This window comes from Candidatus Hydrogenedens sp., assembly GCA_035361075.1.
Lineage (GTDB): Bacteria > Hydrogenedentota > Hydrogenedentia > Hydrogenedentales > Hydrogenedentaceae > Hydrogenedens.
In genome coordinates this window covers 160225-174692 of record DAOSBX010000001.1, presented here as the reverse complement: position 1 = coordinate 174692, position 14468 = coordinate 160225, and the positions used below count along the sequence as shown (strand labels likewise).

The following is a 14468-nucleotide window of genomic DNA, read 5'->3' as shown; positions in this document are numbered from 1 at the left end:
GTGAAAAACGATTTCTATTTTTTGATTTAGTATATCTTCGTTAAAATTAATGATATGTGCTTCGATGGCGAAATCTTCTTGCCGTATTGTAGGTGCAATGCCGATATTTACAGCGGAAGGAAGGACACGACCATCTGCAAGAATACATTCAGCTGAATAGACTCCATGAGGAGGTATTGCATTATGAAAAGGTAGAATATTTGCTGTAGGAAAACCGAGTAATTTGCCAATCCCGCGGCCTTTAATAACTTTTCCTGATAGTGAATATTTTCTTCCTAAAAATTGAGGCACCTTTCCCATCTCACCTTCAAGTACAAGTTCACGAATTAAGGAACTGCTTACCCGTTCACCATCAATAATCAACGGTGGGATTTGCTTTACATCAAAACTATATCTCTTGGCATATTGCTTTAATAATTGATAGTCTCCTGATGCCCCTTTACCAAATCTAAAATCATGTCCGACTATTAACGTATGCAAATTTGGGAAATTATGAACAATTTGATTGATAAACTCATTGGGTAATAAATTAGCGGTATGTTTATTAAAAGGTAAAACGGCAGTTACATCAACACCTGCTTTTTCAAACAGTTCCTGCTGTTTTTCTTCATTTGTTAGCATGTTCAGTGGGATATCTGGTGAAAAATAGGTTCTTGGATGGGGTCGTAGAACCATGACTACAGATGTGCCATTATGTTTTTTCGCAGTAGAAATGACTTCTTTTATTATTTGAAGGTGTCCTAAATGAACTCCGTCAAAACTACCAATTGTTAAGACAACATTTTTTTTGTCTACTTTTTGTTCTTGTATATCTTGAATAATTTCCATACATATCACGTAATAAAGACTTTTTTAGGAATAATATAAGGACCTATTGCGGTATGTTTTATTATACCTATTCCCAAAAATTTACCTGTGTTATTGAACACCTGAAGCCAATCAATGGTTCCATTTTCAACTTTTATAATATTATCATTCAATATTTTATTTCCTTTACTAAATTCGCATTCTCCTTGTTTTGAGATAACTGCAACAGGTAAGTCCAATGCTTTTTCAATCGGGATTAAATATTCAGATAAGGTTTCTTTGGAAACAATATTTTCCATAGGAATTGCATTATCAACTGAATATTTCCCGACTTTTAACCTACGTAGTTCTATCAGGACAGCACCACATCCTATCTTTTCACCCAAATCATGGCAAAGGGTACGAACATAAGTACCTCTTGAACAGGATATACGAATCCATACATCTGGTAGTTTAACTTTTAATATCGAGAACTCATAAACGTTGACTTTTCTTGGTTTTCTTTCGATTGTTATACCTTTTCGAGCTACTTTATATAATCGCTGACCACCAATTTTTATTGCACTGAACATAGGTGGAATTTGCTCGATTTCTCCTAAGAACTCTGTTTTTATTTTGTCTATTTCTTTCTTTGTAATTTTAGGGACAGGGTTTTCTTGAATAATATTTCCGTCAATATCATGCGTATCTGAGACAATACCTAATCGCAATTTTCCTTCATACGTCTTATCTAAGGATACAAAGTACTCTGTAAGTCTGGTTGCTTTGCCAATGGATAAAATTAATAATCCCGTCGCGTTCGGGTCTAAAGTTCCTGTATGTCCTACCTTCTTTATCCCTGTTTTCTTTCTTATATAATCCACAACATCATGAGATGTAATTCCTGAAGGTTTATCAACTAAAAGTATTCCATCCATAATAGACTTTTCACTCTTTTTTCTTTATTTCTTTTTCTATATTGGAAATTATCAATGCTTTTGCCTCTTCTAAAGGCATATTTAAAACACCACCAGCTGCACACTGGTGTCCACCACCTCCATATTGTGTTAGAAATTCTCCAGCATGGAATTCCTTACGTGAACGTATGCTAACCTTTGTTTTACCTGAAGTCATTTCTGTGAATAAAACACCTACTACTACTCCTTCTATGTCTCTTAATACATTAACCAAATTGTGGCAATCTTCTAATGTTGCACCTATCTGTTCAAAGTCTTTCTGATTTAAGTAACTATAAGAGACTTTGCCGTTTATTTCTATTTTTGTGCGGTTTACAATCCGTTTAAGCAATTCAAATTGGTATATTGTCATAGTATCGAATATTTTTGTATTAATTTCTTCGAGATCAAATTCTGTTTCGAGGAGTACGGATGCAATTTGATGAGAACGGGCTTTTGTATTTGAAAATCGGTATCCTCCTGTATCTGTTGCCTGTGCTACATATAAACATATTGCTGACTCTTTTGTCAATGGTGTTTGAGTAGTTAAGAACATTTCTGCAATTATTTCGCCACATGCGGAATATGAAGCATCGATAAAACCCATTAATCCATTTGCACCTGGTGTATCGTGATGGTCAATTACAATCACTTTATGGGCTGGTACAACTAATTGTGCTACGTCTCCAATTCTGTCTAATGAAGCAACATCAACAATAATTACTGTATCTACATTAATATGAGGTGGCTCTTCATCTTCCAGAGTCAGGATTTTATCTGCTCTTGGCATGAATAAATACATTTTAGGAACTTTTTTGGCAATCATTGGGAAAACAACCTCTTTGCCTTGTGATTCGAGCCAATACCATAAACCTAACAAACTTCCAATAGCGTCACCATCAGGGCGTTCATGAGTTGTTAGCATTATTCGGTCAGATGTTTTTATTTCTTCAATAAGTGTTGGCAAATTGAGATGGATAAAGGGTTGCTGTTCGCGTGTTTCATGTATTTTATTAAATACCTCTTCCATTGCATATACTCTATCAAGGCTATCATCTGGGAAGAATCGTATTTCGGGGATATAACGCATGTGTAAGTTGTGAGCAATCATTGCTTTGACCCAACCAGCAGAATTCTGTAGTGCTACAAGAGAACTCTTCCGTTGTTTTTCATCACCGTAAAGACTTACATACACATTGGCATATCGAAGGTCTTTTGACATTTTTACACCCATGACAGAAACGAAACCAAGTCGTGGGTCTTTAATGCCATCAATTAGAAGTTTTGCAATTTCTTCACGAATGTATTCTGCAACTCTTTCTGTTCTTCCTTTTGATGTCATAGCATTTCTATCCTATAGTCAATCATTTGTGCATCAGCGTTTTTTTCTGCAAATTTTACAATTTCATTCAACTGTGTGTTTGTAAATTTATGTTCATTTGAAACGACACAAACGGTAATATGGGCTCTCTGCCATAAGTCTAAATATTCAGTTTCGGCTATGGAGCAATTAAATTTTCCTCTTATTTGAGAAGTTAAACTTTTAACGACACGCCTCTTTTCTTTAAGGGACCTTGCTCCAAATATCAAAAAATCTAAATGTAAAACGCCAATAGCTACCCCATAAATTACTTCCCAAAATATTTTGTTATTTTAATTTAAACTGGGTTTTACTTCTTCTAATCTATATGTCTCTATTATATCCCCTTCTTTAATATCTTCAAATTTTTCCAACTTTATTCCACACTCAAAGCCTGCAGAAACTTCACGAACATCATCTTTATTTCTTTTTAATGAATTTATTCTATCTTCACAAATAACATTTCCTTCACGAATAACTCGTGCCAATGAACCACGTACTGTTGTACCATCCAATTGGAAACAACCTGCTATATTTCCAAATGTTGATGAGTGAAATACCTTTCTTATCTCTGCATGTCCCATAATTATCTCGTTAATAATAGGTTTCAAAAGTCCTGATAATGCTTTTCTCACATCCTCAATAACGTCGTAAATAACTTCATATTTACGTATCTCTACGCCTGTTTCTTCTGCTAATTTTTGAGCACGTGAATTTGTTCCTATGCGGAATCCTATTATTATTGCTTTACTCACTTGTGCTAATAGTACGTCTGATTCGTTTACTTCTCCGACGCTATAATGGATGATTTCAACGCCAACCTCTTCATTTCCCAGTCCAGATAGACTGGATTTTAATACATCTGCAGAACCTTGAACATCAGCTTTTATTAAGATATGAAGTTTCTTTTGTTCTCCTGACTCTACTAATGCGTGGAAATCTTCTAACGATATAACTTTAGCTTGTTCACCTTTTTGTAGTTTTTTAATTTCTGCTCGTTTTTCAGCAATCAATTTTGCTTTCTTATCATCTTCTACAACTATAAGAGTATCACCAGCCTCAGGTAATTCTTCTAAACCAGATATTAAAACAGGTGTTGAGGGACCTGCTTCTTTAATTACATCCCCTGCGGAATTAAACATTGTGCGGACTTTACCCCAAGTATTACCTACAAGGCAGATGTCACCGACCCGTAGTGTTCCTTTTTGAATTAAAACCCAAGCGACAGGTCCGAAACCTCGACTAATTTCCGCTTCAATAACAGTTCCACGTGCCTTTTTATTAGGATTTGCTTTTAGGTCCATGATTTGTGATTGCAGAATAATGAGTTCTAATAACTCATTAACACCTTCACCTGTTTTTGCGGATATGTTTTTCATAATTGTTTTTCCACCCCAAGCCTCATCTATTAAATCGTAAGCAACCAGTTCTTGACGGACTCGGTCGGGCTGAGCATCGGGTTTATCACATTTATTTATTGCTACGATAATGGGGACTTCTGCTGCTTTTGCATGGTCAATTGCTTCTATTGTTTGTGGTTGAACTCCATCATCTGCGGCTACAACCAATACGACAATATCTGTTATTTTTGCACCACGAGCACGCATTTGAGTAAATGCTTCGTGTCCTGGTGTATCGAGGAATACAACTTTGCCATTATTTGTATTAACTTCATACGCAGCAATATGTTGAGTAATTCCACCGGACTCTGTTGCCACAACGTTCGTAGAACGTACACGGTCTAACAAAGAGGTTTTACCATGGTCAACGTGTCCCATTACTGTGACTACAGGAGCACGAGGCATTAAATCTTCTGGTTTATCTGGTTCCTCAACTAAAATATCTTCCTCTTCTGGAATAACTAATTTAACTTCGACACCATACTTTTGTGTAATAAATCGAATTGTATCTAAATCTATTAGCTGATTTTTTGTTGCCATTATGTTTAAGTCCATCAAATCTACAATAATATCTGATGGTGAGATTTCTAAGAATTGAGCCAGATTTTCAACAGTCATAGGACCACTAACTTCAATAACTGGGACTTCTACTTTTTCCATAGTTTCTTCAAAAGACATTTTGTCTTTTTTCCTTTTCTTTTTCTTTAAATGTGAGACTGAACCATATGCCTCATATTCTTTGACTACTGCGGCAGCTTCTCTCATAATTGTTTCATCATCAAATATATGTTGACGTTTCGGTTCCTTATCTCTTTTTTTATCCTTCTTATCGGTTTTAGGTTTTCGCTCTTCATGCCCTTTAAATAAATCGGTTTTATCAATAACAACTTCTTTTTGACGAGTTTTTTCTTTTTTCTTTAGTTTTTCTAATGATAATCGCTTAACTTTTTCAACGACCTCTGGGTCTGGGATAGGAATATGTTTTGCTACCTTTTTGTGTTTTTTCCTTTCCAATAACTCGTATTCTGTATCTTCTTCGAGGTCTATAATATCTTCTGTTGTTTCTTCTGTTGTTGACTTGGTCATTAGAATTTTTTCATCAAAATTTTCATCACCGATACGTGCTCTTGTTCCATCTGATAACACGACTTCTACAACAGGTTCTGACTCTTCTACAGCAGCACCAATACTAATTTCGACACTTTGTTCTTTTGACTTCTTTTTTTTCTTTGTGTCGTCAATAGGTTGTTTCTTATTTGGACTAATTTCTTCTGCCGATACTATTTCGGCTTGAGGAGTTTGTTTTTGTACTTGAATCTTTTCAGTTGTATCACTTTTTACCTCTTCATGAGGTTCAATTTTAGGTTCAATAGTTAATACACTGGTTGGAGGTTCTATTTGATAAGATATGTCCTGTTCTTTGGTAATGTCACCTTTTTCTTTGATACTACCTTCAACATTGCCAACTACTTCTTTTTTTCTTTTTCTACCCTCTTTCTTCGTTTGAGTTCTTTTTCTCTCTTTTGTTTCTTGTTCTGTTACTTTCTTTTTTCTACCTCTTTTAGAAGGTTCTTTCTTCCTCTCTTTTAATAGGGTTCCTTCTCTCTTCTCTTTTGATTTTGGTCTCCCACGAGTTTTTTTCTCTTCTTTTTTGTGTTCTTTTTCCTCTTTTTTCTCTTTCTTTGTTTTTTTCTCTTTTTCTTTTTTCTTTTCTACTGTTTCTTCTGCCCCAGCTTCATCCATTTTCTTTTTCTTGCTGGAGGTTTTCCCTTTCTCTTTCTTCTCAGCCTTTGTTAATTCCTCAATTACTTTATTTTTTATTTCTTCCTGCTTATCTGGGGCATCGTCTATATCTAATAATATTTGTGCTTGTTCATCAGTCAAATCTTTCTCAAAACTATCTAAATGAAATACTTCTTTTAAGATTTTTTCTGCTTGTTTTCTTGTTATACGTTGAAAATTGCTTGCAAGTTGTTTAAGTGTCGGCATTAATTACAACCTCCCGGAACAGAGTTTCCTTTTAAGTTATTCATCATTGGCTGTTTTTTCTTCCTTCGGAACTTGTTCCGCTTTTATATCTATATTCCACCCAACAAGACGAGATGCTAATTTTGCATTTTGTCCATGTTTGCCGATGGCTAATGATAATTGGTCCTGTGGGACAGCAACAAGAAGTAGTTTTTTTTCTGCATTCACAGATACGTCAATTATATCTGCTGGATTTAAAGCACGTGCACATAATTCTGCTGGATTATCACTCCATTCAATAATATCTATTTTTTCTCCTCCTAATTCTTCAACGATTGCTCTTACTCTTGCTCCTTTAAGTCCTACACATGCACCTATAGGGTCTACATTTGGGTCATGAGATATCACAGCGATTTTACATCTTCTCCCTGGGTCTCGTGCGACTGCTTTTATTTCCACAATCCCTTCATATATTTCAGGAACTTCATTTGCAAAGAGTGCTTTGACTAATTGAGGAGCTGACCTTGATAAAACAATCACGGGTCCTTTTTGGTTTTTATCTTTACGTTCTACTTTTAATACATAGGCTTTTATACGGTCGTTTGGTCGGTAAATTTCGCCAGGTGTCTGTTCTTTTACAGGTAAAATTGCCTCTGCTCTTCCTAATGCTACGATTATTTCTCCTTTACTAACCCTTTTTACTGTACCTGTTACAAGGTCTCCTTCTCGTTGTTTGAATTCAGAATATACTTGTTCTTTTTCTGCTTCTTTTATTTTTTGAATAATAACTTGTTTTGCCGCTTGCGCAGCAATTCTTCCGAAACCTTTTATTTCAGTAGGAACTTTTAACAGATTTCCTTTGTTTACATTTGGATTTAATTTTACTGCTTCTTCAAGGGCAATTTGTGTTGTAGGTTCCTCAACTTTTTCGACAACAGTTCTTATTTCAAAAACTTTAAATTCGAATGTATCGTGAGATAATTCAACAATAACTTTGGATTTAGGTCCGATTTCTTTTCTTGCAGCAACTTCTACAGCACTTCGAATTGCTTCTATAAGTGCTTTACGGTCTATATTCTTTTCTAACTCTAACTGGTCAAGTATTTTTTTAATTTCTTGGTTCAAACCTTTTCTCCTTTTTACCTCACTAAATTCACATGTTTTAGATTCTCTAAATGGATTTGTAATATTTCTCCATTTACATCAACAAGAACCATTTCATTATCGATACCTTGCAATACACCTTTAAAATTCTTCCGTCCATTGACTGGCATATCTGTTTGAACCCGAACAGTTTCACCTGCAAAACGAACAAAATCCTTTTCTCGTCGAAGAGGTCTATCAAAACCTGGTGATGAGACTTCAAGTATATATGATTGTTCTTCCATATCTATGGTATCTAACACATTACTTAATATATATGACACTTCTGTACAATCGTCAATAGTAATAGGTCTTGTCGGATTCTCAATATAAACTCTCAAAACAGGAGATTTCCCATAAGCCCCGAACTCTAATTCTATAAGTTCGAAGCCTTTTTCAATAACATACGGTTCTAAGGTCATCCACAATTTCTTTATTCTTTCTTTTGTGGACACAATTATTCTCCTAAATAATGTATTTATAATAAGAAAGAGTGGGCATTACACCCACTCTATTCTTTTTCTTCTCTAAAGATAGTTTAACACAAAAATAATTGTTCTTTCAATAAACAAATCAAATCATAGCAACAACATAATTTCTTAAATCTTTATCTCCTCTGCGATAGGAATAATATTCATTATTACAACACGTGCATATATTTGAAATTTTTATTTTTTCTTCTTTTATTCCACTGCCTATCATTTGAATTTTGTTTGATTGCCATAAATCTATGATTCTTTCTTGTTTTATTACCAAACCTTCTTTTGCACATTGTTTTGCCAACTCTTCTGAAACATAATAACAACAAGGACCGATTGAGGGACCTATATAACAAAAAATATTTTCTGGATTGGAACAAAAATACTCCATAAATATGTTTAATGCTACCTGTACAATCTTTTTTCTCGTTCCTTCTCTACCAGCATGGATAAGCCCTAAAACTTTTTTTACTACATCAAATAAAACAATAGGCACACAATCAGCAACCGATATACATAAAGCGAGTCCTTGAATTTGCGTTATGATTCCGTCCGCAATAGAATTTTCTTCTTTGTAAGAATTAGTAAGATGATGGGAGTCAATAATTTTTATCTGATTTGTATGCTCCTGTCTTACTCTATAAATAGCGTTTATATTTACATTGTTTTGTTTAAGAACATTTATTACTTCTTTGTTTTGATTTTGGGGTTTATAATTTTCATTCCAGTCTTCTTTTCTAATAATACATGCGACACTTAATCCTATGCATTCAACTTCTTTTATGCGGTACAAGAATATTCCTTTTCCAAATAGTTATAAGATATATTTTGTTAAGTCTCTATTTTCAATTATCGTCGATAATTTCGCTTCCACTTGTTCACGGGTGATAACGACTTCTTTATCTTTGTACTTCTGGACATCGTACATTAAATCTTCAAGGATTACTTCCATTATGGTATGTAGTCTACGGGCTCCAATATCTTCTGTTTGCTGGTTTATTTTCTCACAATATTCAGCCATACATTCGATAGCATCTTGGGCGAAACTCACGTTTATTTGTTCTGTCTCTAATAACTCTATGTATTGTCGAATTAAGGAGTTTTTGGGTTCTGTAAGGATTCTTCTAAAATCTTCTTTATTAAGGCTTTTTAATTCAACACGAATGGGAAATCTTCCTTGAAGTTCTGGGATTAAATCTGATACTTTCGTCATATGGAAAGCCCCAGCTGCGATAAAGAGGATGTGGTCTGTCCGAACAGGCCCATACTTGGTCAAAACGGTACTACCTTCTACAATTGGTAAGATGTCTCTTTGAACGCCTTCTCTCGACACATCTGGTCCATGAGCAGGTGAGCCACGTGAAGCAATCTTATCTATCTCATCTAAAAATATAATACCTGTATTTTGCACTCGGTCTATGGCTTCACGTGTTACTTGTTCCATATCAATCAAATCTTGTAATATTTCTGACTCAAGGATTTTACGTGCTTCACTAATTTTGACTCTTCTTCTTTTTTGAGATTGTGGCATAAATTTTCCGAGCATTTCTTGAAGGGAAATTTCCATTTCGTCCAAACTTGAACCTGAAAACACTTGTAATAAAGGCATTCCTTTGCTATCTTTTACATCAATTTCAATTTCTTTGTCTTCAAGTAACCCTTGCTTTAATCGTTCTTTTAATATTTCCCTTGCTTTAGCAAATGATTCTTCTTTGTTCTGAATAACAGGCTTTTCATCTCCCTGAGTAGGGTCAAATGGTTTATATTCAGCAGTGCTTCTTGGTTGCTTTGGTAAAAGTAATTCTACAAGTTTATCTTCTACTATCTTTTTTGCTTCATCTCTTTTTTGTTCTTTCATCTCTTCTTTTACCATATTAACGGCGACGTCTACCAGTTCGCGAATCATGGATTCGCAATCTCTGCCGACATAACCTACCTCTGTAAATCGTGATGCTTCGACCTTAATAAATGGTGCATTAACTAACTTTGCTAATCTACGTGCTATTTCTGTTTTTCCAACGCCTGTTGGTCCAATCATAATAATATTTTTTGGGATTACATCATCTTTAAGGTCAGAACGAATCATTTGTCTTCGCCATCGGTTTCTTAAAGCAATAGCAACTTTCTTTTTGGCTTCGTCCTGACCAACGATATATTTATCTAACTCTTCAACAATTTTACGAGGTATTAGTTCCTTTTCATTCAACATGTTATATCTCCCAATTTATCTACCTTGTTAAGTCTACGTATATGTCGTTCACCATTAGAAAAAGGCACACTTAACCATATATCTATTAATTCGATACATTGTTCTAAACTTAATATACGACGGCCTAAACAAATAACATTTGAGTCATTATGTGTACGGGATAATTCTGCCATTAAAGGGGTAGTACATACTGCTGCTCTTATTCCCCGAAAACGGTTAGCACTCATAGAAACTCCTATCCCTGTACCGCAAATAAGGACACCACGCTCAATCTCTCCCTTGATAAGTCCCACACATAAGGCTTTTGCAAAATCGGGATAATCAACAGGTTCGGGACCAAAGGTTCCATAATCTACAATATCATAACCTCTATTTTTAAGGTGTTCAACAATTGTAGGTTTATATAATGGTGGAGGTCCTTCATAGCCTGCATGGTCACAACCAATTCCAATTTTCATTATAAATTCCTTTCTATTAATCTACTATTCGATATATACTTTTTCTTCCAATATCTTTTCTAATTCTCCTTTTTTAATTGTGCCTTCTCTGAGTATTTTACACAAATCAGGGTCAAAAACAGTGGATGGTTCTTTCCTAATTTGTATCTCACTTTTAATGGCGACGTTAATTCCCTCTTTTGGTAATTCTTCTATTGTATTTGCAGGTAGTTCACCTGAACGATTTGCTGAAGTGGAGGTAATAGCATGTCCAAATTCTAATGATAACTTTTGTGCTATTGGGTGTGAAGTCCAACGAATACAGATTTTACCTTGACCTGCTGTGAGTTTTTTTGATAATTCCTGTTTACATGGTAGTAGTAATGATAAAGGTCCTGGCCAGAATTTTTCTATACACTTTTTAGCTTTATCAGAAATATTTATTACAAGTTCATATATTTGTTCTATATTTCCAACCACAAGAAGCACAGGTTTATTTTCTTGTCTACCTTTAACTTGAAAAAGTTTGTTTAAAGCTCGTTCAGAAAATGGATTTACTGCCAATCCGTAAACTGTTTCTGTCGGATAAGCAACAACTTCATCACATATCAAGGCATTAACAGCTTCTTGTATCCCTTTGTTATCAGGAAGAACAATATTCATAACTAAAATGGGTTAAAAAATCAGCCATTTTTCGGAATGCAATGGCACGGTGACTGATTTTATTTTTTTCCTCTGGAGATAGTTCCGCAAAGGTATTTTTGTATCCATCCGGGATAAATATTGGGTCATATCCGAAACCAGCAGTACCACTGGGTTTGAATGTTATCCGTCCCTTTACCTCACCCCATTCAATATGAGAAAAGCCATCAGGGAAAACTAACATAGAACAACAGATAAATTTTGCTGTTCTTTTTCCTTCTGGAATAGTATTCATCTCTTCTAATAACCTTGTTATATTTCTTTTTGAATCACCTTCAATACCTCCATATCTTGAAGAATATACCCCTGGCTCTCCTCCCAGGGCATCTACTTCTAAACCAGAATCATCTGCTAACGCTGGTAATTTTAATTTATCTGCACATGTTTTGGCTTTTATGAATGCATTCTCTTCATAAGTTTTCCCTGTTTCTTCTGGGATTTCAAACTCGGGAAAGTCTTTCAAAAATTTAACTTCCCAGTCTTTTAAGTCCATAATTTTTGTTATTTCCTGAAATTTATGTTTATTCCCTGTAGCGATAACTAATATCTTTTTATCCTTCATCCCATTCAACAACCTTTTTTTGTATTTCAATAATTTTTTGTATTCCTTCAGTAGCCATATCTATAAGTTTGTTTAGTTGTTTTCTTGTAAAGACACCATGCTCACCACAACCTTGTATTTCAATTAGTTCTCCTTTAGAATTCATAACTACATTCATATCAACTATTGCCTGAACATCCTCATTATAATCTAAGTCTACAAGATATTCATCATTAACAATACCAACGCTTACCGCAGAACAAATATCAATTATTGGCATTGTTTTTAAATATCCTCGTTCTACTGATGTTTTTAATGCTTCATATAGAGCGACAAATCCGCCTGTAATAGCGGCTGTCCTCGTACCTCCATCTGCTTGAATAACATCACAGTCAACCATAACCTGACATTCACCAATTTGTTTAAGGTCAACCACAGCCCTTAAACTTCTACCAATGAGTCGGCTAATTTCCTGAGACCTACCTTTACGAATGGATTCTCTATCCCCTCTTTGGGAGGTAGCCCCTGGTAACATTCCGTATTCTGCGGTAACCCAACCCTGTCCAGAGTCTCTTAACCATGGAGGGACTTTGTTTTCGAAAAATGCTGTACAGATTACTTTTGTCTCGCCAAAACATACAAAAGAAGAACCATGGGCGGTCTTTATATAACTTTTTTCAATAGAAATAGGCCTGAGTTCATTATTTGCACGATTAAATGACCTATTCATCGTTAATATCTTCCTTAACGTTTGCAAATCAAATGGTTGATTGATATGTTTTTTCATTTATACTGATATATGTTTTGCCAATGTATTAATTTTTATTATGGTAAGGAAGGAACTGGAGGCGTATTGTTTTGCAATTCAATTTCTAACAATCTCCTTTTAACTTCACTATCTTCGTCTTCTTTTTCAGAACCATTTTTAGCCTCTTTTTGAGTTTCTTTCACATCTTTGTGGTATTTTTTTATCAAATTTTCCCAAATTGGGTCTTCTCCGAGGATTTCTACTGCTTTTTTCAGTTGTGTATCTTCCACAGTCCCTTCCGAAGCATTTTTTCTACGGAAGAATTCTTTCATGAGTTTAACAGCATCTTCACCCGCAACTTTTCCGACTTCATGAAGGAGTTGTTCTTGTTCCTGAATTTTTTCGGGTGGTACTTGAATTATCTCATTCCCTGTAACAGAGCCATGATTTTGTTCATTAATTTTTGAAGGGTCTTTTTCATAAGATTTATACATTTGCAATGCCAATAATCGTTCTTCTTCGTCGGTCATCTCTACTACGATATCTGGTAAAATCCCTTCGTGGTCTATCGTTACCCCAGCGGGTGTGTAATAAAGTGCAGTCGTTAGTCGCAATGCTGTTTCATTTTTGGGAGGTAATGGGATAATTGTCTGGACACTTCCCTTTCCAAACGTTTTTTCTCCTACTATGAGGGCACGTTGATGGTACTGTAATGCTCCTGTCACAATTTCGGAGGAACTCGCAGTTTGGTTGTTAACTAATAAAATCATAGGCATATTTAAGGGCAAAACAGGTCTGTCTCTTGTTTTCAGTTCTAAATCTTTACCATTTTCTTGTGTCAGCTGTCCTCTACTCCGAGTGTATGTAACCAGCGAATCTTTAGGAAGGAACAATTCACATACCTGCTGAGAAGCAGTTAATAAACCGCCAGGATTCCAACGCAGATCTAATATAAACCCTTTTATACCTTTATCTAACATTTCTTTTATTGTTTTCTTCAAATCGCTGGCTGTATTTTCTTTAAAATCTGACAAACGAACATATCCATACCCAGAAGGTAATATACGACTCTCTTTAATACTTTCTAAAGGAACTTTCGCTCGTTCTACTGTTACGTCAAATGTTTCACTATCTTTATCTGAATGTGGTCTTTCAATTGTTAATTGAACCTTCGTCCCAATGGGTCCACGAATCTTCTCAGCGGCTGAGCTCAATTTTTCTTGTTCGGACATTCCTGGCTTCCAGAGTTGTTCAACAGGAATTCCATCAATTTTTCTTATAATATCAAATGGTTTCAATCCTGCTTTTGCTGCTGGTGAATTTGGAATAGGCATAAATACGATTACATTTTGGTTGTCATCCATTTTTATCGACACCCCTATCCCTTCGAACTCACCTTGAGTATCGTCTCTTAGTGTTTTTAAATCCGAGGAACTGATATACGAACTATGGCGGTCAAGACTACTCATCATTCCGACTAAAGCCCCTTCCACTATTTTATTTATATCTACCTCTTTAACATACTCGTCTAATATTGTTTGTAGTGTATGTCCGATAGGTTCAATCGCCTGATATATATCTGTTTTGGTGTTACTCTGGGCTGATATTTTTGGTGTAAAACCATTGGTTAATAAAGCAACAACTCCGAGTAAGAAAATTAAGATAGATAAAAATTCAAATTTACTATTTCTATTGGGCATATCATGTTCCTAATTATTTTTATTTATCATTTTCAAAAA

The 14468-nt window shown here is 35.0% G+C and carries 13 protein-coding genes; all 13 read right to left on the bottom strand.

The window, feature by feature from the left end; translation table 11 throughout:
- The coding region (locus PLJ10_00670; GenBank protein ID HOK08155.1) for a bifunctional riboflavin kinase/FAD synthetase at window positions 1-828 on the bottom strand (828 nt) is incomplete at its 3' end.
- Window positions 829-833: 5 nt separating this feature from the next.
- The gene (truB, locus tag PLJ10_00665) at window positions 834-1724 is read right to left on the bottom strand and encodes a tRNA pseudouridine(55) synthase TruB (GenBank protein ID HOK08154.1); all 891 of its coding nucleotides are present in this window, start codon (window positions 1722-1724) and stop codon (window positions 834-836) included.
- A 10-nt stretch (window positions 1725-1734) separates the two neighbouring features.
- Window positions 1735-3084 carry a 30S ribosome-binding factor RbfA gene (gene rbfA / locus PLJ10_00660; GenBank protein HOK08153.1) on the bottom strand — a complete coding sequence of 450 codons (1350 nt, stop codon included), beginning with the start codon at window positions 3082-3084 and terminating at the stop codon, window positions 1735-1737.
- 311 nt (window positions 3085-3395) lie between these two features.
- Complete coding sequence (infB, locus tag PLJ10_00655) at window positions 3396-6491, bottom strand: translation initiation factor IF-2 (protein ID HOK08152.1); 3096 nt, start codon at window positions 6489-6491, stop codon at window positions 3396-3398.
- 36 nt (window positions 6492-6527) lie between these two features.
- Window positions 6528-7595, bottom strand: coding sequence for a transcription termination factor NusA (nusA, locus tag PLJ10_00650; protein HOK08151.1), 1068 nt, complete (start codon window positions 7593-7595; stop codon window positions 6528-6530).
- A 14-nt stretch (window positions 7596-7609) separates the two neighbouring features.
- Entirely contained in the window at window positions 7610-8068 is a 459-nt protein-coding gene (gene rimP, locus PLJ10_00645) for a ribosome maturation factor RimP (GenBank protein HOK08150.1), read from the bottom strand.
- A gap of 118 nt (window positions 8069-8186) precedes the next feature.
- Window positions 8187-8885, bottom strand: a complete 699-nt coding sequence (gene pgeF, locus PLJ10_00640) for a peptidoglycan editing factor PgeF (GenBank protein HOK08149.1) — start codon at window positions 8883-8885, stop codon at window positions 8187-8189.
- Between the two features lie 21 nt (window positions 8886-8906).
- Window positions 8907-10301 carry an ATP-dependent protease ATPase subunit HslU gene (hslU, locus tag PLJ10_00635; GenBank protein ID HOK08148.1) on the bottom strand — a complete coding sequence of 465 codons (1395 nt, stop codon included), beginning with the start codon at window positions 10299-10301 and terminating at the stop codon, window positions 8907-8909.
- On the bottom strand, window positions 10295-10759 hold the full coding sequence (rpiB, locus tag PLJ10_00630) for a ribose 5-phosphate isomerase B (GenBank protein HOK08147.1): 465 nt from the start codon (window positions 10757-10759) through the stop codon (window positions 10295-10297). Before rpiB ends, hslU begins: the two co-directional genes overlap by 7 nt.
- Window positions 10760-10783: 24 nt before the next feature.
- Window positions 10784-11401 (bottom strand): L-threonylcarbamoyladenylate synthase, encoded by a 618-nt coding sequence (locus PLJ10_00625; GenBank protein HOK08146.1) that lies wholly within the window; start codon window positions 11399-11401, stop codon window positions 10784-10786.
- Window positions 11382-12002, bottom strand: a complete 621-nt coding sequence (rdgB, locus tag PLJ10_00620) for an RdgB/HAM1 family non-canonical purine NTP pyrophosphatase (GenBank protein ID HOK08145.1) — start codon at window positions 12000-12002, stop codon at window positions 11382-11384. Before rdgB ends, PLJ10_00625 begins: the two co-directional genes overlap by 20 nt.
- Window positions 11992-12711 (bottom strand): ribonuclease PH, encoded by a 720-nt coding sequence (gene rph, locus PLJ10_00615; protein ID HOK08144.1) that lies wholly within the window; start codon window positions 12709-12711, stop codon window positions 11992-11994. The genes rdgB and rph overlap by 11 nt, the downstream gene beginning before the upstream one ends.
- A 95-nt stretch (window positions 12712-12806) precedes the next feature.
- Window positions 12807-14429: a S41 family peptidase gene (locus PLJ10_00610; protein ID HOK08143.1), complete on the bottom strand. Its 1623-nt coding sequence runs from the start codon at window positions 14427-14429 to the stop codon at window positions 12807-12809.
- Window positions 14430-14468 lie beyond the last annotated feature (39 nt).